The 19,696-nt window shown below is 73.7% G+C and carries 18 protein-coding genes; 7 read left to right on the top strand and 11 right to left on the bottom strand.

The features are described 5' to 3' along the window. The first annotated feature begins 188 nt into the window (after window positions 1–188). Complete coding sequence (locus tag C6361_RS26020) at window positions 189–995, top strand: SDR family NAD(P)-dependent oxidoreductase (RefSeq protein ID WP_199853083.1); 807 nt, start codon at window positions 189–191, stop codon at window positions 993–995. Between the two features lie 50 nt (window positions 996–1,045). On the opposite strand, the gene C6361_RS26015 is transcribed toward C6361_RS26020, so the two are convergent. From C6361_RS26015 to C6361_RS26000, 4 genes are all read right to left on the bottom strand, one after another. Then, window positions 1,046–2,302 (bottom strand): VWA-like domain-containing protein, encoded by a 1,257-nt coding sequence (locus C6361_RS26015; protein ID WP_107269298.1) that lies wholly within the window; start codon window positions 2,300–2,302, stop codon window positions 1,046–1,048. Continuing rightward, on the bottom strand, window positions 2,299–3,789 hold the full coding sequence (locus C6361_RS26010; RefSeq protein ID WP_234359008.1) for a MoxR family ATPase: 1,491 nt from the start codon (window positions 3,787–3,789) through the stop codon (window positions 2,299–2,301). Before C6361_RS26010 ends, C6361_RS26015 begins: the two co-directional genes overlap by 4 nt. 72 nt (window positions 3,790–3,861) lie before the next feature. Next, the gene (locus tag C6361_RS26005; RefSeq protein ID WP_107271188.1) at window positions 3,862–5,268 is read right to left on the bottom strand and encodes a hypothetical protein; all 1,407 of its coding nucleotides are present in this window, start codon (window positions 5,266–5,268) and stop codon (window positions 3,862–3,864) included. Window positions 5,269–5,455: 187 nt separating this feature from the next. Continuing rightward, on the bottom strand, window positions 5,456–6,577 hold the full coding sequence (locus C6361_RS26000) for an NAD(P)/FAD-dependent oxidoreductase (protein WP_107269297.1): 1,122 nt from the start codon (window positions 6,575–6,577) through the stop codon (window positions 5,456–5,458). 56 nt (window positions 6,578–6,633) lie between these two features. On the opposite strand from C6361_RS26000, the gene C6361_RS25995 reads away from it, so the two are divergent. After that, complete coding sequence (locus C6361_RS25995) at window positions 6,634–7,227, top strand: TetR/AcrR family transcriptional regulator (protein ID WP_107269296.1); 594 nt, start codon at window positions 6,634–6,636, stop codon at window positions 7,225–7,227. A 110-nt stretch (window positions 7,228–7,337) separates the two neighbouring features. Here the strand turns inward: C6361_RS25995 and C6361_RS25990 are convergent, their stop codons facing one another. Continuing rightward, the gene (locus C6361_RS25990) at window positions 7,338–7,886 is read right to left on the bottom strand and encodes an NUDIX domain-containing protein (RefSeq protein WP_107269295.1); all 549 of its coding nucleotides are present in this window, start codon (window positions 7,884–7,886) and stop codon (window positions 7,338–7,340) included. Window positions 7,887–8,085: 199 nt separating this feature from the next. Between C6361_RS25990 and C6361_RS25985 the strand changes: the two genes are divergently transcribed. Further along, window positions 8,086–9,195 (top strand): aromatic acid exporter family protein, encoded by a 1,110-nt coding sequence (locus C6361_RS25985; RefSeq protein ID WP_234359007.1) that lies wholly within the window; start codon window positions 8,086–8,088, stop codon window positions 9,193–9,195. A gap of 204 nt (window positions 9,196–9,399) precedes the next feature. On the opposite strand, the gene C6361_RS25980 is transcribed toward C6361_RS25985, so the two are convergent. Beyond that, complete coding sequence (locus tag C6361_RS25980) at window positions 9,400–10,617, bottom strand: PP2C family protein-serine/threonine phosphatase (RefSeq protein WP_234359005.1); 1,218 nt, start codon at window positions 10,615–10,617, stop codon at window positions 9,400–9,402. 205 nt (window positions 10,618–10,822) lie between these two features. Between C6361_RS25980 and C6361_RS25975 the strand changes: the two genes are divergently transcribed. Next, the gene (locus tag C6361_RS25975; RefSeq protein ID WP_107269293.1) at window positions 10,823–11,155 is read left to right on the top strand and encodes a putative quinol monooxygenase; all 333 of its coding nucleotides are present in this window, start codon (window positions 10,823–10,825) and stop codon (window positions 11,153–11,155) included. Between the two features lie 362 nt (window positions 11,156–11,517). Beyond that, entirely contained in the window at window positions 11,518–12,390 is an 873-nt protein-coding gene (locus C6361_RS25970) for an LLM class F420-dependent oxidoreductase (protein ID WP_107269292.1), read from the top strand. On the opposite strand, the gene C6361_RS25965 is transcribed toward C6361_RS25970, so the two are convergent. After that, complete coding sequence (locus C6361_RS25965; protein WP_107269291.1) at window positions 12,365–13,030, bottom strand: TetR/AcrR family transcriptional regulator; 666 nt, start codon at window positions 13,028–13,030, stop codon at window positions 12,365–12,367. The genes C6361_RS25970 and C6361_RS25965 overlap by 26 nt on opposite strands. 132 nt (window positions 13,031–13,162) lie before the next feature. Between C6361_RS25965 and C6361_RS25960 the strand changes: the two genes are divergently transcribed. Both C6361_RS25960 and C6361_RS25955 read left to right on the top strand, forming a co-directional pair. Beyond that, window positions 13,163–14,431 carry a DUF418 domain-containing protein gene (locus C6361_RS25960; protein ID WP_234359001.1) on the top strand — a complete coding sequence of 423 codons (1,269 nt, stop codon included), beginning with the start codon at window positions 13,163–13,165 and terminating at the stop codon, window positions 14,429–14,431. 138 nt (window positions 14,432–14,569) lie between these two features. Next, the gene (locus tag C6361_RS25955) at window positions 14,570–15,064 is read left to right on the top strand and encodes a nucleoside-diphosphate kinase (RefSeq protein ID WP_107269289.1); all 495 of its coding nucleotides are present in this window, start codon (window positions 14,570–14,572) and stop codon (window positions 15,062–15,064) included. Between the two features lie 117 nt (window positions 15,065–15,181). Here the strand turns inward: C6361_RS25955 and C6361_RS25950 are convergent, their stop codons facing one another. The 4 genes from C6361_RS25950 to C6361_RS25935 are packed head-to-tail and all read right to left on the bottom strand — an operon-like array spanning window position 15,182 to window position 19,349. Next, window positions 15,182–15,802 (bottom strand): ATP/GTP-binding protein, encoded by a 621-nt coding sequence (locus tag C6361_RS25950; protein WP_107269288.1) that lies wholly within the window; start codon window positions 15,800–15,802, stop codon window positions 15,182–15,184. Beyond that, the gene (locus C6361_RS25945) at window positions 15,783–16,169 is read right to left on the bottom strand and encodes a DUF742 domain-containing protein (RefSeq protein ID WP_107258282.1); all 387 of its coding nucleotides are present in this window, start codon (window positions 16,167–16,169) and stop codon (window positions 15,783–15,785) included. The genes C6361_RS25950 and C6361_RS25945 overlap by 20 nt, the downstream gene beginning before the upstream one ends. A 9-nt stretch (window positions 16,170–16,178) precedes the next feature. After that, window positions 16,179–16,598 (bottom strand): roadblock/LC7 domain-containing protein, encoded by a 420-nt coding sequence (locus tag C6361_RS25940; protein WP_199853082.1) that lies wholly within the window; start codon window positions 16,596–16,598, stop codon window positions 16,179–16,181. 51 nt (window positions 16,599–16,649) lie between these two features. Further along, a complete protein-coding gene (locus C6361_RS25935; protein WP_107269287.1) occupies window positions 16,650–19,349 on the bottom strand; it encodes a sensor histidine kinase in 2,700 nt (899 codons plus the stop codon). Between the last annotated feature and the right edge of the window lie 347 nt (window positions 19,350–19,696).

The raw sequence follows: 19,696 nt of genomic DNA, 5'->3' as shown, positions 1-19,696 counted from the left end.
ACGCGAAAGGTGGTGCCGCACCGGAGGCCGCTCATATGCCGCCGGTACCCCAAAATCGTCGTGTAGGGCCGAACGGCGACGCATCTCCTGGTGTGCGGTTGCTGCGCATCCACGAAGACGCGACACCGGCCACGGCTGGCGACAATCGGTCGACGGAATGGTCAGCACCGCCCGAGGGAGGGCCCGAAGTGTTTGGTTTGGACGGTAAGAGCGCCGTGGTCACCGGTGCGTCCCGGGGCATCGGCCGGGCGGTTGCGCTCGGCCTGGCCAGGGCCGGTGCGAACGTGGCGGTACTGGCCCGTGGCACGTCGGCGCTGGCCGAGGTGGCGAAGGAGATCGAGGCGTCCGGGCGCAGGGCGCTCGTGCTCACCTGCGACATCGACCGGCCCGACGAGATCGACCAGGCGGTGGCGGCGGCCCGGGACGAGTTCGGCGGTATCGACGTCGTGGTCAACAACGCCGGCGGTTTCAGCCATGTCGGACCGTTTCTGGAGATGACGCCGGCGGACTGGACGCAAATTTTGCGTACCAATCTGGATTCGGTCGCGCACATGTGCCGGGCGGTCGGCGGATATTTGACCACTGTGGGTCGGGGATCGGTTATCAACGTGGCCTCGGTGGGCGGTTACAACGGCGTTCCGATGCTTTCGCCGTACGCGGTGGCGAAGGCCGGGGTCATCTCGTTGAGCCGTACCCTGGCGGTGGAGTGGGCGGCCAGTGGAGTACGGGTCAACGTGATCGCGCCGGGCTGGACGCGTACCCGGTTGACCCGCAGCTTCGCCGGTAACCCGGAGCTGGCCGACGGGCTGATCCGAAGCGTGCCGATGGGCCGGTGGGGCGAGCCGGACGACCTCGTCGGCGCGGCGGTCTACCTGGCCAGCGACGCCTCCCGGATGGTCACCGGCGCCTGCCTGACCGTGGACGGCGGGGTGACCGCCTACGACACCGGACCGGCGATGATCGACATGCTGAGCGCCGGCAGGGTCCCGATCTAGCCCGCCGCCGGCCCGCCACCGAGCTAGCCCGCCGCCGGTCCGCCGCCGAGCTAGCCCGCCGCAGGCCCGCCACCGATCTCGACCACCCGGGCCCAGGCCGGCGGCGCGTCCGGCACGTAGTCGGGATCGTCCTCCCGCCAGGACCGGTTCGCCGTCGGCCTGGGGAAGAGGCCCACCACCGTCCGGCACGCCGGCCGCGCCGCCGGCCACGGCGTCTGCCCGTCGGTGAGCACCACCACGACGTCCGGGGCCGGTTTCGTCCGCAGCGCCCTCGCGAAGCCCGTGCGCAGGTCCGTCCCGCCGCCGCCGAGCAGCGGGATCTGCCCGGCCCGGCAGAGCGGGTGCACCATCCGGGCCGCCGCGTCGCAGGGCAGCACGCTGACCAGCTCGCGTCGGCCGCCCACCGCCCGACCGATCGCGGCGATCTCGACCAGCGCGCTGCCCAGCTCGGTGTCGCTGACCGACCCGGAGGTGTCGACGACGACGCAGACCCGGGGCGGCCGGCGCCGCAGGCTCGGCAGGATCACCCCGGGCAGGCTGGCGGAGCGGCGGGCCGGGCGACCGTACGTGTAGTCGTCGCCCGCACCAGCGCTGCTGGCGGCCGAGCGGACCGCCGCCCCCAACAGGGCCAGCCACGGCTGCGGCGGATGGAACGCCTCCTCGGCCCAGCGCTGCCACCCCCTCGGGGCGGTACCCGGCCGGGCGGCGATGCCCTGCGCCACCCGGAACCGTACGGCGTCCCGCTCCTGGGCGGTGAGCCCGTGCGCGCCGTCCGGTCCGAGGTCCCACTCCCGGTCCAGCCCGTCGGCGCCACTGCCGCAGTCCAGCCAGACGAAGTCCTGGGTGTGCGGCCCGAGCCGGAACTGCCGCAGGTAGTCCTCCATCAGCTCACCCGGGGTGAGGCCCAGCAGGGTCGGCTCGACCGCACCCTCGGGCCGGGCGAGCCCGTCCCCGTACACGTCGTCGTTGATCTCGCAGTCCGCCGCGATGTTCATCCGCAGCCGTTCGCCCGGCCCGACGAGCCCGCGCCGCTGGGCGACCCGGTCACCTCGGCCGTGGTGGTCGCGCAGCAGGTGCGAGACCTCGTGCACCCAGACCCCGGCCAGCTCCTCGACCGGCGTCCGGTCCACGAAGGCGGGAGAGACGTAGCAGCGCCAGTGTCGGTCCACGGCCATCGTCGGCACCCGCCGGGACTCGACGGTGTGCAGCGCGAAGAGCGCCGTCGCCAGATAGGGCCGGACCCGGGCCGCGTGCAGCCGGGCGGTGAAGAGCTTCGCGGTGTCGAGGGCACCGGCCGGGCCGTTCACCGGCCGACCCCGGCGGTGACGGCGACCCGGGTCGCGACCTCGTCCGCCCGCCTGGTCAGCGAGACCACCCCGGCGAGCCGGTCGATCGCCGCCGGAACGTCCCAGTCGGGCTGGCGGAGCGCGGCGAGCGTGGTCGCGGGTACCACCACCAGGTCCGGGGCGCCGGTCTCCAGCGCCCGGACCAGCAGCTTCCAGGCCGCGTCCCAGCGGGACCGGTCGGGGCGCTTCCGGACCGCGTCGACCACCCCGTCGAGTACGGCCTGCCGCAGGTCACCCCGCTCGGGCAGGTCGGCCCGGGCCGGGTCGGCGAGCAGCAGCTCGGGGTCCGGCAGGTCCAGCCGGTCCAGGCTGGCCAGCAGCTCCAGCCCCGGTCCGTCGCCGACGGTGCCCCTGACCAGCATGGAGAGCACCTCCCGGGAGGCGTCGGCCGCGGTGGCGAAGGCGACCAGCCGCAGCGTCATGTCCCAACTGCGCGGTGACGGCCACGCGCCGCCCCGGCGGGCCTCGTTCTCCGGCAGCCGGTGCACGAGCCCGGGGCGGGCGGTCAGGAATCCGCAGACCGCGCGCCGGGCGAACGCCACCGCCTCGGGCAGCCGCTCCGGTGCGAGTCGGGGGAGTGCGGCCCTGGGCCAGGTCCCGCCGAGCCCCCGCACCACGACCTGGGGGTCGTGTGTCCACTGTAGGTGGACGAAGCGGTTCGCCAGCGGTGGGCTCAGTTCCCAGCCGTCGGCGGCCGAGGAGCGGGGGTTGGCGGCGGCCACGATCCGGACGCCGGGCGGAAGCCGCAGTGCGCCGATCCGCCGTTCCAGCACCACCCGGAGCAGGGCGGCCTGCACGGCCGGGGGCGCGGTGGAGAGTTCGTCCAGGAAGAGCAGTCCCCGGCCGGCCCGCACCAGGCGTACGGCCCAGTCCGGCGGGGCCATCGGCACGCCCTGCACCGCGGGATCGTCGCCGAGCACCGGCAGGCCGGCGAAGTCGGACGGCTCGTGCACGCTGGCGATCACCGTGGTCAGCGGCAGGTCGAGGGCCGAGGCGAGCTGGTTCAGCACGGCCGTCTTGCCGATCCCCGGCTCTCCCCAGAGCAGCACCGGCAGGTCGGCGGCGACGGCCAGGGTCAGGGCCTCCAGTTGCGGGTCGGGGCGCGGCTCGGTCGCGGTGTCGCCGAGCAGGGCGAGCAGGTCACCCGCGACGTCGAGCTGACCCCGCCGGGACGGTCCCGCCGACCCGCCCGTGCCCGGAGCGCCCGGATCGGCCGAAGCGCCCGAAGCGGCCGGATCGGCCGGAGCGCCGGAAGCCGGTGTGCTCGCAGCCGGGGACGGAGCCGGAGCCGGAGTGCTCGCGGCCGGGGACGGAGCCGGAGCCGGTGTGCTCGCGGCCGGGGCCGGGGCCGGGGTCGAGGACGGAGCCGGAGTGCGGGACGGAAAGGCGAAGCGGACGGGGGAGACCGGTGCGACGGTGGCGGGGGCGGACGGCACGGAGATACGCATGTGAGATCACCTTGGGGTCGGGTCGGGTCCGGACGGGCCGGTGCGGAAGCGGAGCAGGACGGTGCGCGCGGGTCAGCGGTTGGTGGCGTGCCTCGGCCGTTCCCGGGAGGTACGCCGGGACCGCGCGGCCAGTCGAGCCAGGTCACGGCGGCGCCCGTGCAGCCCGCTGGCCGGGTGTGGCGCACAAGCGTCCAGCCCGGCGCGGTACAGCCCGTGCGAGACCCGGCGGAGCGCCGCCGTTTCCAGCTCCTCCCGCAGGGCACCGGCCCGGAGCAGTGCCTCCGCTCCGAGCAGGTTCTCGACGGCGGCGACGGCGCCCTCGGTGTCGCCGTGGTCCAGGCGGGCCCGGATGTCGCCGAGGTTCTCCGGCTGGCGGTGTGCCCCGTCGATCGCCCGCAGGCAGGGCAACGGGGTACCGGTCAGCGCGGCCAGCAACTCCTCGCGGCGGAGCTCGGCGGGATCGTGGTCCAGTGCGACGAGTACGCCGTCCACCAGGCCGATCCGGTGCCGGGCGCCCCGACACTCCACGAGGCGCGGCGCCCCGTCGCCCGGGGGCGGCCGGGTCCCGGCGGCCGGCCGGTCCGGTGCGAGTGCCGAGGCGACCAGCGGATGCAGCTCGTCGGCGCGGATCAGCCCGGCCCGGAGCAGGGCCAGGTCGGGCAGGACCCAGGTCGCCGCGTCCGGCAGTACCGGTAGCGCGTCGGTGCGGCTCCGGGCCGGCAGCGGCCGGATCCGTGACCGGGCGGGGCCGCCGGCCGGGTCCGGCGCCAGCTCCAGCAGCAGCCGGTGCCGGGAGCTGAGCCGGACGGTGACGCTGGTCCCGCCCTCCTCGTCCGCGTCGAGCAGCAACCGCGCCTCGGCGGCCCAGCGCGGCACGGCGCAGTCGAAGTCGGGCGGTACCCCGCCCTCCGGGTCGAGCGGGCCGGCGTCGGGTCGCTGATCCGCCCCGGAGCGCATGCGCAGCTCGCCGGCCCGGCGTACGTCCCAGAGGTGAGGGTGCAGGTCGAGCCGGAACCGTCGGTCCGGACGGGGATGTGGATGCGGCCCGGACGACCCGGACCGCGCCGGATCCCACAGCGCCAGGCTGATCCGCTGCCCGGCGTCCGCCCAGGCCGGTGGGGTCCGGACCACCAGGTGCGGGGTGCCGGCCACCGTCCCGGGGTACCGGGCCAGCGAGATGGTCAGGCCCGGTCGCAGCAACCCGTCCGGCGCGACCCGGGGCAGGTGCCAGCGGAGCAGGTCAGGAGCGAGATGGCAGAGGTCGGCCCGGAGCCGGGCGGCCAGGTCACGACCGTAGGTGCGCGCCACGACACGCAGTCGCAGATCCACGTCGACGCGTGCGGCGGCGCAGGCTCCGGCCCAGTCGCCGACGGCACGGCGGGCGGTCGCCAACTCGATCATGGGGGGCGGCACGGCGAACTCGCGCACGCGCAGCCAGAAGGATCGCCGGGAGTCTCTGTCCACAGTCGATGGGTGCATCAGCACTCACCTTGCGTGGACTGGACCCCCAATCTGCACAGAGAGGTATTCATCGCGGAGCAGAATAGCGCCTCCCGCCCCGGCGGGCCAGAGAGGCGGCCCGGTCGAGGAGGCGCTCCGGCGCGACCAGTGCGTCGCCGCGTCGGGCGATGCTCCGCCGGCCGGGGCAGCCGGTCGGCGGCGCGGCTCAGAGGCGGTCGTCGTTCAGGACGCTGCTGCACCGCCGGATCGACGCCAGGTGCAGCCGTCCGGTCAGCGCGGGGGTGAGCAGCCGGCCGGCGAGCCGGGTCAGCGCTCCGGGCGGCCGGTTGGTGACCTCGCTCGCCGCCAGCCGGGAGATCCGGCGTACCCGGCGGCTGCGGATCCGCTCGTACCGGCGCAGCGCGGCGGCCGGGTCGCCCGGGGTACCCAGTGCGCGGCGGAGCAGCCAGGCGTCCTCCAGCGCCTGGTTGGCGCCCTGGGCCTGGGACGGCGGGAACGCGTGCGCCGCGTCGCCGAGCAGGGTCGACGGGCCGGTTCCCCAGCGTGCCGGCACCCGGTGCAGCACGTGCGGGTACGCCTGCACGTCCGACCCGGTGAGCCCGGCCAGCAACTCGCCGACCGGCTCGGCGTAGGAGGCGAACCGGGTTCGCAGCCACTCCAGTACGGGGCGGTCGTCCGGTGCCGGTTCGGGCACGTCGAACCACCACTGGAGCAGGCCGGCGCCGGCCGGCATCAGCCCGCAGAGTCCGGCCGGACCGACCAGGCAGCGGGCGTGCACGTCACCGGCCAGCTCGGGTAGCGCCCTGGTCAGTCCCTGCCAGCTCACCCAGCCGTTCCGGGTCGCGGGTTCGGAGTCCAGCACGGTCCGGCGGACCACGGAGCGGTAGCCGTCGGCACCGACCAGTACGTCCGCGGACTCCCCGGCGACGGTCACGCCGTCGGGTCCGACCCGGAGGTCGGAAACGTCGTGGCCGTACCGGACGGTCTCCGGCGGCAGCGCTGCGGCGAACCGTTCGAGGATGGCGGCGCGTGGCACGGTCGCCACCCCGAAGCCGGTGTGCCGGCGGGCATCTCGCAGGTCCGCGCGGGCGAAGGGTCGCCCGTCCGGGGTGCAGAACTTGAGCGTCTCGACCTCGCCGCCGAGCCCGTCCAGGGGTACGCCGAGCTGGGCGGCCGCCGCCGCGCCGTTGCCGAAGACGGTCACCGCCGCGCCGTCGGTACGCGGCCCGGGTGCCCTTTCGAGGACCCGGACCCGGTGGCCGTCGGCCAGCAGGCCGTTCGCCAGGGCGAGTCCGCCGATGCCGGCGCCGACGATGATCACGTGCATGACACACCCCGTTCACTACGATCGTTGTACTACGCATATTGGCATACGATCGGGAGGTGCCACCACCCAACCAACGTCGCCGGGCCGAACTCGCCGACGCCGCCATCGCCCTGCTGGCCGAGACCGGGGTGCACGGGGTCACCCACCGCGCGGTCGAGAAACGGGCCGGCCTGCCCCCGGGTACGGCCTCCAACTACTTCCGCAGCCGGGAGGCGCTGCTGGTCGCGGCGGCGGACCGGGTCGGCGAGCTGCACTACGCCGACATGGACGCGGCCGGGGCGGCGTACCGGCCGACCCCCTCGACGGAGACCCGCGAGCGCGCGGTGGAGCTGATCGCCGGGTCGCTGCTCACCGCCGCCACCGTGCACCGGGACCGCTACCTGGCGATCTTCGAACTCCGGCTGGAGAGCCTGCGCCGGCCGGTCCTCGCCGACGCGCTGCGCGGACTGCTTCAGCGCTCCGTCTCGGTCACCGCCGGGCACCACGCCGACCTCGACCTGGCAATCCCGCCGGAAGCCGTGCCGACCCTCGTCGCGCTCTACGGCGGAGCGCTCTTCACCCTGGTCAGCAGCGCGCCGGGCGAGATCACCCCCGAGGCGACCCGGGAGTTGGCGGCTGCCATCGTCCGGGCCGCGCTCGGCGACGGCTGAACCCGCGCCGGCCACCGGGCTCAGCCGCCGGACGGCCAGGGCTTAGTCGCTGGACGGCTCGGGGCTCGGTCGCTGGCCGGCCCGGGGCTCAGCCGCTGGCCGGTCGGGGCTCAGTCGCCGGCCAGCGGCGGGAGCGGGTCGGCCGGTCCGGACGGCCGGTTGGCGGCCAGGAACTCGGCCAGCACCTGGGTGTGGGTGGCGAACGCCAGCTCCGCCGGCTCGGTGAGCACCAGCCACTCGGTGGCCTCCTCGGCCGGTGCCGAGGGCGGCAGCGAGTCGGCCGGCCGCGCCGGCAGTACGCCGAAGATCAGGATCGTGCCACCCGCCGGGGCGCTGTGCACCGCGTAGAGTTCCGCCGTCCGGGCGTCGGCGACCAGGCCGGTCTCCTCGCGGAGTTCCCGGACCAGCGCGTCGCGCCAGTCCTCGCCGTAGTCGATGAACCCGCCCGGCAGCGCCAGCCGCCCCCGGCCCGGTTCGATGTCACGGCGCTGCACCACCACGCCGATGCCGTCGGCGGTCAGCACCGGCAGGATCGCCAGCGCCACCGGGGACGGGTTGCGCCAGGTGGTCTGGCCGCAGTGCGCGCAGACCCGGGGCCAGGTGAGCACCGAATAGGCGGTGCCGCAGTACGAGCAGTGCGAGTGCGGGACACCGGTCACACCGGAGGACGCTACCCGCCCCGGACACCGTCCCCGGCCCCCGGCCCGCCGCGCCGCCCGCGCGGTCCGTCGGACCGATCGGATGGCCGGCGACGGCGGGCACCAGCACCGGAGGCGACCCGGTCAGCGGATATCGTGCGGGAAACGATCGCAGCTGCGCGCCGTTGTCGTCGAAGAGCGAGGGACGAGGTGTTCTCCGGTGGGATGGCTCCGGCCGGCTGCCGCCCGGCTGCGCCAGGGCTGGCTGCCGATGGTCGAGGCGACGCTGGCCGCCACCGTCTCCTGGGCGATCGCGGCGGCGGTGCTCGGCCACCCGCAGCCCTTCTTCGCCCCGGCGGCCGCGCTGATCGTGCTGGGCCAGGCCCGGGGCCAGCGGATGCGCCGGGCCGTGGAGGTGGTGCTCGGGGTCGCCGCCGGGGTACTCGTCGCCGACCTCGTGGTGCAGGCCCTCGGCCGGACCACCTGGACGGTCCTCACCGTCGTACTGCTGACCGTCGCGCTCGCCACGGCGATCGGCGCGAGCAACGTCTCCGTGGTGCAGGCCACGGTCTCCGCCCTCTATCTGGTGACGGTGCCGCCGACGACCGACGCGCTGGTGCCGTTCCGGTTCGTCGACGCGCTGATCGGCGGGGTGGTGGCCCTGGTGGCGAGCCAGCTGGCCAGCGCCCGGCAGCCGCTCGCTCCGCTGCTGGCCGAGTCGCGCCAGACCTTCGTCGCGCTGGCGGAGCTGCTCACCGAGATCAGCGAGGCGCTCGACCGCCGCGACGAGCCGGCCGCGCTCGCCGCGCTGCACCGGGCCCGCCGGCTGGACGCCGCCGTGGAGCGGCTCCAGACGGCGGTACTGGCCGCCGGGGAGGCGCTGCGGCTGCACGTACGGCGGCGCCGGCACATCGGGCGGGTACACGCGCTCGACGCGTCCAGCCGGCAGGTCGACTACGCGGTACGCAACCTGCGGGTACTGGCCCGAGCCGGGGTGGCGCTGACCCGGCTGCCGGTGGCCAGCCCGCCGGAACTGGCCGAGGCGCTGCGGTTGCTGGCCGAGGCGATGCGCTGTGCCGGTGAGGCGTTCGCCGCCGACCTGAGCGGGCAGGACGAGGCGGCCGACCGGTACGCCGAACGGACCGACACCGCCGCCCTGGACGCGGTACGCACCGCCGGGCGGCTGCTCACCCGGAATCCTCCGCTGCCGATCATCATGATCGTGGGCCAGATCCGGGCGACCGCGATCGACCTGCTCCGGGGTGTGAACGCGGACGATGTCGCCGTGCTGGGCCGGGTCGACGAGGCCCTCGGCCTGCCGCCGCTCTGAGCGGCTGCAACCGCTGCGCGCGCGGTGCGGTGACCGGTCCGCGTCCCGGCCGGTGGGTCGCGGCTGGCGGGTCCGGGTTCTGGCCGGTGGACCCGGCTGGGCGGGTCCGGCGTCCTGGCCGGTCAATCTCGCTGGGCCGGTCCGTGTCCTGGCGCTGGATCCCGGCCGGGCCGGTCGGTGGGCCGGGGCGGGGTCGGCCGGGGGCTATCCGGCGAGCGGGGCGCGGCGCAGTGCCAGCAGCGCCACGTCGTCGGCCGGCTGTTCGACGCCGAGGGCGGCCATGATCGTCGCGCAGACCGTCTCGGCGGGTCCGGGCTCGATCGCGGCGCGCAGCCGGTCCAGCCCGACGTCGATGAGTTCGTTCCGGCGTTCGACGAGCCCGTCGGTGTAGCAGACCAGCAGGGCGCCCGCCGGAAGCTCCACGGCGGTGCTGCGGCGGGGGGTGGGGCGGCCGGTACCGAGCGGCAGGTCGACGGGGACGGCCACCGTGTGGACCTCGTGCCCGGGCCGGGCCATCATCGGCGCCAGGTGTCCGGCGAGCGAGACGCGGAAGTGCGTCCGGTCGGGGCTGACCAGCGTGTAGAGCACGGTGGCCAGTTTTCCCGCCTCGAAGTGCTGGATCTTGAGGTCGAGTCGGGTCAGCGCGTCGGCGGGGTCGTCGCACTCCAGTGCGTAGGCCCGCAGGGCGCTGCGTAGCCGTCCCATCACCACGGCCGCCGCGAGGCCGTGCCCGGAGACGTCGCCGACCACGATGCCGAGCCAGCCGGAGGGGAGGGTGAAGACGTCGTACCAGTCGCCGCCGACGCCGGTGTGGTGACCGGGGACGTACCGGGCGGCCATGTCGACGCCGGTCGCCTCCGGTAACCGGGTCGGCAGCAGGCTGCGTTGCAGGGCGAGCGCGGCGGTCCGGTCGATGTTGCCCATCCGGGCCTGGCTGGCCAGGCTCGCCCGGTCGGCGACGAGTTGCAGCAGCCGGACGTCGTCGGCGCTGAACTGACGCGGGGTGAGGGTGCCGACGTGTATGACGCCGACCAGTTCCGAGCCGGCGAACATGGGTACGCCGAGCATCGACCGGATGCCCTTGCGGTGCAGGATCGGGTTGACCACCTCGGCCGGGGTGACCTGTGGGAGCACGACCGGCTGCCGGTCCTGGGCGACCCGGCCGGCGAATCCCCGGCCGACGGCGATCCGGAAACCCTGCTGGACCTCCTCCTCCAACCCCTTCGCGGCGGTGGCGACGAGCTGCTGGGCGTGCTGGTCGAGCAGCAGGATCGCGGCCGTGTCGACCTGGAGCAGGCCGCAGACCCGGGCGAGCAGTTCGTCGAGCAGGTCCTCCACGCCGAGTCGGGACAGCGCGGAATCGGTCACCGCCTCGATTCGGCGCAGCCGTTCGTCGGCTCCGGAGTCGTCCACCTCGATCACGCGGGAAAGCCTAGCCCGTGCCGCCTCCGGCGGGACCCTGGTCGGCGCGTGGTTTGGCGCGGCTCTGTCGAGGGGTCGGCGGGATGCCGGTTATATCCGGAGGAAGGCCGCGATCGGCAACAAGTGGGCGTACGGCGCCGGGGGCACTAGGATCTGCGGGCGCGAGGCCGGTCGCAGGGCCAGACCAGCGTACGAGGAGGTCCAGATGATCTTTATCACCGCGAAGTTCCGAGTGCTGCCGGACTATGCCGACAGGTGGGCCGAGGTGTCGGGCGACTTCACCCGGGCTACCCGGGCCGAGCCGGGCTGCCTCTGGTTCGAGTGGTCGCGCAGCCTCGACGACCCGAACGAGTACGTGCTGGTCGAGGCGTTCCGGGACGGCGAGGCGGGCGCCGCGCACGTGCGGTCCGAGCACTTCCGGCAGGCGCAGCAGAGCCTGCCGACGTACCTCGCCGAGACGCCGAAGATCGTCAACACCACGATTCCGCAGGACGACTGGTCGATTCTCGGCGAGATGACCGTCCCCGAGCGGAGCTGAGCCCCCGGCCGGCCCGGACCGGGGTGCCGGTCACACCGTCCGCCCCGGGCCGGGCAGTCAAGATCCGCCCACCCGCCGTCCCGGTCGGTTCCCGGGCACTTCCCGGTGCTCGACCGACGGGCCGACGAGGATGGACGGTGCGTGGCCGGCGGCGGTTCCCGCCTGACGAGGAGCCGCCCGGATGGCGGTTCCCGACCGACGAGGAGCCGCGCCGGACGGCGGTGGTTCGGCGGCGACCGGCCGCGACCTGCCGGGCGCGCCGGCCGGGAACCGGTCCGCCGGTGGGTGCTGCGCGGTTAGGGTGGCGGTGGATATGTCGAATCCGACCAGGTGTGACATATCGAGAGGAGACGACCGGCGCCATGCGGCTTGGCCTACAGATCCCCAACATGAGTTGGCCGAACGGGCCGGCCGGGCTCGGCGCCGACCTGGCCGCCGTGGCGCGTACGGCCGACCAGGCCGGGTTCGAGTACCTGGCCCTGATGGATCACTTCTTCCAGATCGAGACGGTCGGCCCGCCCGAGGCGGAGATGCTGGAGGCGTACACCACGCTGGGCTTCCTGGCCGCGCACACCGAGCGGGCCACCCTGCTCACCCTGATCACCGGGGTGCACCACCGGCAGCCGGGACTGCTCGCCAAGATCGTGACGACCCTGGACGTCCTCTCCGGCGGGCGGGCGATGCTCGGCATCGGCGCCGGTTGGAACGCCGAGGAGTCCCGGGGGCTCGGCATTCCGTTCCCGCCGCTCGCCGAGCGCTTCGAGTTGCTCGAAGAGACCCTGCGGTACGTACTCCAGATGTGGTCCGACGGCGACGGGCCGTTCCACGGCAGGCACGTCCGGGCCGAGCGGCTGCTGAACTCGCCGCAGCCGCTGACCCGGCCCCACCCGCCGATCATGATCGGCGGTGGCGGGGAGAAGAAGACCCTGCGGCTGGTCGCCAGGTACGCCCAGGCGTGCAACCTGTTCAACACCCCGGAACTGGAGCACAAACTGGCCGTCCTGCGGGAGCACTGCGAGCGGGAGGGCCGGGACTACGCCGAGATCACCAAGACCGTCTACCAGTTCATGGACGTCGGGGAGAACGGCGAGAAGACCACCCAACTCCTCGACGAGTTGCGCCGGCTGCACGACCTCGGCTTCGACGTGGCGATCGGGGCGGCGCCGCAACTGCCCCGACTGGACGTACTGGAACGGTTCGGCACCGACGTCATCCCGGTGGTGCGGCAGTTCTGACCCCGCCCACCGGATCGGGCCGGTGACCGGCCGGGCCGATGCCGACGGCGGGCAGGATCGCCTGGTCGACGATGGCGGCGAGCACCTCGTCGCCGGGCAGGTGGTCGTTGTCGGTGCCGTACTTGAGCACCAGCGCCTCGCCGATGTCCATCACCACCGGGGTGAGCAGCGCGGGATCGAGCTGACCCTGCCTGGCGTAGTGCCGCAGCACCGTACTGGTGAAGGTGCCACCCCGGGCGTCGAAGACCCGGGTGTACAGCGACGCCACCAGGTCGGGATGGCGGTGCCGCTCCATCAGGATCGCCACCACGGCGGTGGCGGCCGGGGTGACCATCCAGGCGACGAGCTGGCGCAGCGCCCGGATCAGGTCGCCGCGTAGGTCGTCGGCGCCGGGGGACGGCACCTCCTGCGGGTGTGCCTCGTGCAGCGCGTCGAGCAGCAGTTCGCGCGGGGACGACCAGCGCCGGTAGAGCGAGGTCTTGGCGGTGGCGGCCTCCTTGGCGATCCCCTCCATGGTCAGTCCGCCGACGCCGACCTCGGTCACCTGGCGGAGGACGGCGGCGTGGATGGCCCGGATCAGCTCGTCGCCGCGTCGCCGGGTACGCCGCTCCGGCTCCGGGCCGGCTTCCTTCTCGCGCATGCTGCCTCTCAACTAAGAAACGCTTGCGTATCTTATCTTCAGAATGTTAGATACGGATGCGTAGCTAATCATCGCAGTCGACCCGGATGATTCTGCCGCCCACCGGGCGATCTCCGGTCGTCGCGAGCTGCCGTGCCCACATTCCTGGACCATCGGGGGAAAGTAATGTCCAGCCTCTCCGGCCGCACCGACCTCGCCGCCCCACCCCGCCCGCCCGGGTCACCGGCCGCCCGCTCCCTCGCCCCCGACCTCGCCCGGGGGACGATGCTGCTGCTCATCGCGCTGGCCCACGCCCACATGTACCTCTACGGCCACGAGACCCTGTTCCGCGGCTACAGCACCGACGGCGGCACCCTCGACCGGGTGGTCGCCGGCCTCCAGGTACTGCTGGTGGACGGCCGCGCGCTGCCGATGTTCGCCGCGCTCTTCGGCTACGGCATGGTCCGGCTGGCCGACCGGCGCGCCGCGTCCGGCGCCGACTGGCCGCAGGTACGCGGCCTGCTGCGGCGACGCAGCCGCTGGCTGATCGCCTTCGGCTTCGTCCACGCGCTGCTGCTCTTCTTCGGCGACATCCTCGCCACCTACGGCCTGCTCGGGCTGGTGCTGGTCGGCATGCTCCGGGCCCGGGACCGTACCCTGCTCTGGGTCGCCGGCCTCTGGACGCTGGTCTTCGTCGCCGTCGCCGTCATCCCGCCGCTCGGAATCATCGAGAACGGTTCGACGCCACTGCCGACCGACGCCGAGTCCCCGCTCGCCGCGATCGGTCCCCGGGTCGGCACCTGGGCGGTGCTCGCCCCGATGCTGGCGCTGGACGTGGTCACCCCGCTGCTGCTCGGCATCTGGGCCGCCCGGCGCCGGCTGCTCGACGAGCCCGGCCGGCACCGGCGACTGCTGACCCGGGTCGCGCTCGGCGGGATCGGCCTCGCGGTCCTCGGCGGTACCCCGCTGGCGCTGATCGACAGCCGGATCTGGACGGACTGGAGCGCCGCCACCGCCGTACCGGCGTACGTGCTGCACAGCGTGACCGGCATCGGCGCCGGCCTCGGCTACGCCGCGCTGGCCGGACTGGTCGCGTACCGGATCGCGGCCGTACGTGCCGTGCCCGGCCGGATCGCCACCGCGCTCGCCGCCTGCGGGCAGCGCTCGCTGACCTGCTACCTGCTCCAGTCGGTGGCGTTCGTGGCGCTCTTCTCGCCCTGGGCCGCCGGCCTCGGCGGGCGGCTCGGCGACGCCGGCGCCTCGGCGGTGGCCCTCGGCGTCTGGCTCGGCACCGTGCTGCTCGCCGAACTGATGCGCCGGGCCGGGCGGCGCGGCCCGGCCGAGGTGCTGCTCCGCCGGCTCAGCTACCGGCAGACCCCGCTGGCCGCCGCCGGCCAGACCGGGCCGGCGACCGGGCGGTAGCGCCGAGTCGGGCGAACCGGGCCGACTACTATCGTGATCCCAGCGGCCTGTCGCTGGAACGGGCGCCCGACGAGGTGTCGGGCTGCCAGCCGTCCAGCTCGTGGGGCCCGACCAGATGATCGAGGAAGGGGCCACGCGGTGGCGGCCATAGAACGTACTCTTGTCCTGCTCAAGCCCGACGCGGTCGCGCGCGGGCTGACCGGACGCCTGGTGCAGCGCTTCGAGGACGCCGGACTGAAGATCGTCGGCATCAAGATGAAGCAGATGGACGCCGACTTCACCCGCCGGCACTACTTCGACCTGGAGGAGCGGTACGGCAAGGGCGTCTACGACGCCACGGCCAGCTACATGCAGAAGGGGCCGGTGGTGGCGCTGCTGCTGGAGGGCGTCGAGGCGGTGGCGAACGTCCGCCGGATGATCGGCCCGACCTTCCCGGGACAGGCGGCACCGGGCACCATCCGGGGCGACTTCGCGCACATGTCGAAGGCGTACGCCGAGTCGACCGGCAAGGCCATCGCCAACCTGGTGCACGCCTCCGGCAGCGTCGACGAGGCGAAGTACGAGTCCGAGCTCTGGTTCGGGGCCGACGAGCAGTTCGACTACCAGGGCCTCGCCGAGCGGTACGTCTTCTGACCGCCCCGGTCACGACCTGACGACCCGGGACGGTCGCTCCCGCCGGCCGGCACGCTCCGGCCGGCGGGGCAGATTCGGGCCCGGGCAGCGCAGCACCGCGGACCCCTGGGCGGTGGCTCAGCCGGCGTTGGCCGCCGACATCGCCCGGTGGCTGCGCATCGCGTGTTCGAGCACCGCGATCAGCACCTCCTTGCCGGACTCCCGTCGCCGGGCGTCGCAGAGCACCACCGGTACGCCCGGGTCGAGGCTCAGCGCCTGGGTCACCTCGTCGAGCTGGTACTGCCGGGCACCCTCGAAGCAGTTGACCGCCACGATGAACGGCGTGCCGTGCTTCTCGAAGTAGTCGACCGACGGGAAGCAGTCGGCCAGCCGCCGGGTGTCGGCGAGTACCACCGCGCCGAGCGCACCGAGCGCCAGCTCGTCCCAGACGAACCAGAACCGGTCCTGCCCGGGCGTGCCGAAGAGATAGAGCACCAGGTCGTCGTTGATGCTGATCCGGCCGAAGTCCATCGCGACCGTGGTGGTGGTCTTCGCCTCCACCCCGGAGAGGTCGTCGACGCTGACCCCCTCCTCGGTGAGGAGTTCCTCGGTCCGCAGTGGACGCGTCTCGCTGACCGCGCCGACCATGGTGGTCTTGCCGACGCCGAAGCCTCCGGCAATCAGGATCTTGACGGCGGTCGGCATCGGTTCGTTCGACGTCCCGGCCAGGTCGGCACCGTCAGAGTGCGCGTAGCCCATTTATCACCTGTTCGAAGATGCTGTCATCGGTAAGGACCGGTGCCGGCCGCGGCTCGAACACCCGGACGAGCTGTCGTTCGAGCAGATCACCGAGGAGCACCCGGATGGTGCCGAGCGGCAGGTCCAGGTGCGCCGCCACCTCGGCGACCGAGAGCCGCCGACGGCAGAGCGCGACGATCGCCAGATGCTCCGGCCCGAGCCCGACGTCCCGGGCGGAGACCGCCCGTACCGTGCTCACCTGTGAGATCAGGTCGAACTTGCCGGTCACCGGCCGGGCCCGACCCCGGGTGACCGCGTAGGGCCGGACCACCGGGCCGGCGTGCTCGTCGACCCAGTGCACCTCGGGCGGGTCCTCGTACTCGGTCATGGCCGGGGATCACTGCCGCTGGACCGGCGCGTCAGGTGCCCGGCTGCTCGACGCGAGGTACTTACCGGCCCGGGTCACCAGCATCGCCATCTCGTACGCGATCAGGCCGACGTCCGCGTCCTCCGACGCGAGTACGGCGAGACAGGCGCCGTGCCCGGCCGCGGTCACGAACAGGAACGCCGAGCGCATCTCGATGATGGTCTGCTGCACCGGCCCGCCGCCGAACCGCTTGCCGGCACCCCGGGCCAGGCTCTGCACGCCGGAGGCCACCGCGGCCAGGTGTTCCGCGTCGTCCCGCTCCAACTCCCGCGACGAGGCCATCAGCAGCCCGTCGACGGAGAGCAGGATGGCGTGCTGGGTCTGTTTCACCCGACCGACCAGGTCGTCGAGCAACCAGGTCAGGTCGAGGTTCGACGCTGTCTTCTGCACGGGTTGGTCCCTCTCTCTACCGGTGACTCTCCACATCGGAGACGATGACGGTCACGCCTCGGGCGGAGCCGAGCCGGTGGCGCCACCACCGTCGTCCAGCGGGCGCGCGGCGTCGGACCGTCCGCGCCGGGTGCCCGATTGATAGGAACTCATCATCCGGCGGATCTGTTCAGGAGTACGGGGGGCTTGTTCCTCCGCCGGCTCCGGTTCGGGCCGGTCGTCACCGTCGCGCAGCGGCGCGGCGAGGTTCGCCTGCCGGACCCGGACCGGCAGCCCGGACGGGGTCAGCGAGGCCGATCCGCTCACCCGGCCCGATCCGGCCGGTGGCACGGAGGAGCCGGTCGACGCGGACGCCCCGCCACCGGCCGCCGGTGCGCCGCCGGGGACCGGCCCGGGTCCCGGGGCGACCACATCGGACGGTGCGGGCGCGGAGGCGCCGGAGACGGGTCCGGGCCGTGTCGCCGGTCCGGCCGGCCCAGGGAACGCCGTGGCGTCCGGCGCGGCGCCGGCCTGCGGCCGGGCGGAGCCTCGGTCCAGCCCGAGGGGCGGCAGGCCGGAGTTCCGGGGTACGAGGTCCGGGGCCGGTGGTGCCAGGTCCGGCTTCGGCGGTGCGCCCGCCGGCCGTCCCGGTGTGCCGAGCGAGCCTCCGGCGCTCGGCCACTCGGGTCCCCGGCGCGACTCCTGCGCCGGATCCGCGCCGGGCTCCCGGCCCGTACGCTGCACCGACTCGCGACCCGGCTCCCAACCGGACGGGCCCGTCGACTCCCGCTCCGGCGACCGGTCGAGTTCCCGCACGGCGGGTCGGCGTACGCTGCCGCCGATCGCGCTCGCGGCGAGCCGCTCCACCGGCATCGCGCCGGCGGTCGGCTCACCCTCCGCGCTGCGGTCGGTGATCAGGTTCAACGGGAGCAGTACCACCGCCGTGGTGCCGCCGTACGGCGACTCCTTCAGCCGGACCCGTATGCCGTGCCGCTCGGTGAGCCGGCTGACCACGTACAGGCCGAGCTGGGCGGCACCGCCGGTGAGGGTGAACTCGTGCTGGGTGGCGATCCGCTCGTTGGCGGCGGCCCGGTCGTCGCTGCTCATGCCGAGGCCCCGGTCCTCGATCTCCACGGCGTAGCCGTTGGCGACCAGTTGACCGCTGACCTGCACCGCGGTGTGCGGGGGAGAGAAGGAGAGCGCGTTCTCGACCAGCTCCGCGATCAGGTGGATCACGTCGCCGACCGCCCGGCCGGCGAGGTCCACGGCACCGACCGGGAGTACGGTCACCCGGGCGTAGTCCTCCACCTCGGCGACCGCGCCCCGCAGTACGTCGATCATCGGGACGTTGCGCCGCCAGGCCCGGCCCGGTGTCGAGCCGGAGAGCACGATCAGGTTCTCCGCGTTGCGGCGCATCCGGGTGGCCAGGTGGTCCACCCGGAACAGGTCCTCCAACTCCTCGGGGTCGTTCTCCCGGCGCTCCATCGCGTCCAGCAGGGTGAGTTGCCGGTGGATCAGCGCCTGGGTACGCCGGGCCAGGCTGAGGAAGATGTCCCGGACGCTGCGGCGCAGCTCGGCCTGCTCCACGGCGGTGCGTACGGCGGTCTCCTGAGCGACGTTGAACGCCTGGGCCACCTGCCCGATCTCGTCCGGGCCGGCCCGCAGCGGCGGCGCGTCCGTGCCGACGTCGACCGTCTCGCCCCGGCCGAGCCGGCCGACCAGGTCCGGCAGCCGCTCGTTGGCGAGCTTGAGCGCCGCCTGGCGGAGCCCTTCGAGCTGGCGCACCAGCGACCGTGCGGTGTTCACCGAGATGACCACGGCGACCAGGCCGAGGATGGACATCACCAGCATCCGCAGGATGGTCCCGATCGCGCCGGGGGTGGCGGCCTTGACCACCTCGTCACCGCCGGCGATCTGCAACCGGAGCAGTTCCTGTAGCCCGGGGTCGATGGTGCCCCGCCACTCGTCGGCCGATACCGCGGGGCGGCCGTTCGGTCGTCCATTCAGGACTATCCGGTCCTCGACCGCGCGCAGCCGGGCGAGTGGCCCCTGCTGGAGCGCCTGCCGGTAGCGCTCCTGGTCGGCCCGGGGCAGCTCGGCCATCGCCTCGTCGGCGATCAGCCGCTCGGTCCCGATCAGTTGGATCACCCGGGTGTGCTCGGCCGGGCTGATCCGGTTGGCGGCGTACGCGCCGACCAGCAGCGCGTCGACCTGGGAGGCCAGCTCTCGCGACCTGGTGAACCTGATCAGGTTCTCGACGCGGCGGTCGATGTCACCGGCGTCGAGGTTGCCCAACGAGCCGTACATCCGGAAGATCGCCGCGATCGCGTCGGTGAACGCCTGCGCGGCGGCCAGCCGGTCGATGCGGCGGGCGTCGACCGCCTCCCGGACGGCGGTCAGCCCGTCGAGCTTGGCCAGCGCCTCGTCGACCCGTCGTTCGAGTTCCGGCCGCGCCGCCAGCCTGGTGAACCATTTCCCGGTCTCGGCCCGGAAGATCGCCACGTCCGCGCGCACCTTGCGGCGCTCGGTCTCCAGCGTTTCCCCGGCCGGTGCCTGCACCGTGCCCAGATATCTCAGCGACTGCCGCCGCTCGTTCTGGAGGTTCAGGATCAGCGGCTCGGTCGGCGCGTACACCTGGGCCTCCAGGGTCTGCACCCAGACCAGGTTGAACCCGTCGCGCAGCGTCACCCATGCGCCGAACGCCCAGAGCGCGGTGAGGGTGAGCAGCAGGGCGACAACCTTGGTACGCAGGCGCGAAGCACGAAAGCCCATTACACCGTCCCGTGCCGGTCGGAGGCGATTGATCGACTACTCGCCAGGTTCTGGCGTCGTGGGCGCCCTGGGTCGCATCCACGATCTTTGAGTACCCGGCGCACGCTAGCAGCGCCCGGTGTGATGCCTCAACCCCCGGTTTGAACGAAGATCACCTTTTTGGCCGCTCCCGGGCGGTTGGCCTGCTGATCAAAGGCCCCGGCGATCCCCACATCCGGCGGTCTCCACTTCGGCCGGTCGGGTCGCCCGGTCGTCCACCTCGGCGGCAGCGGGTCGGTGACCATTGATAATCTTCGTCGACATCGGGATGTCCGGGCGGGCCTGTCGGGCCGGAGGGCGATCGGGGG

Source organism: Plantactinospora sp. BC1, from assembly GCF_003030345.1.
GTDB lineage: Bacteria > Actinomycetota > Actinomycetes > Mycobacteriales > Micromonosporaceae > Plantactinospora.
The sequence above is the reverse complement of the archived record's forward strand: the minus strand, read 5'-3'. Positions and strand labels throughout refer to the sequence as shown.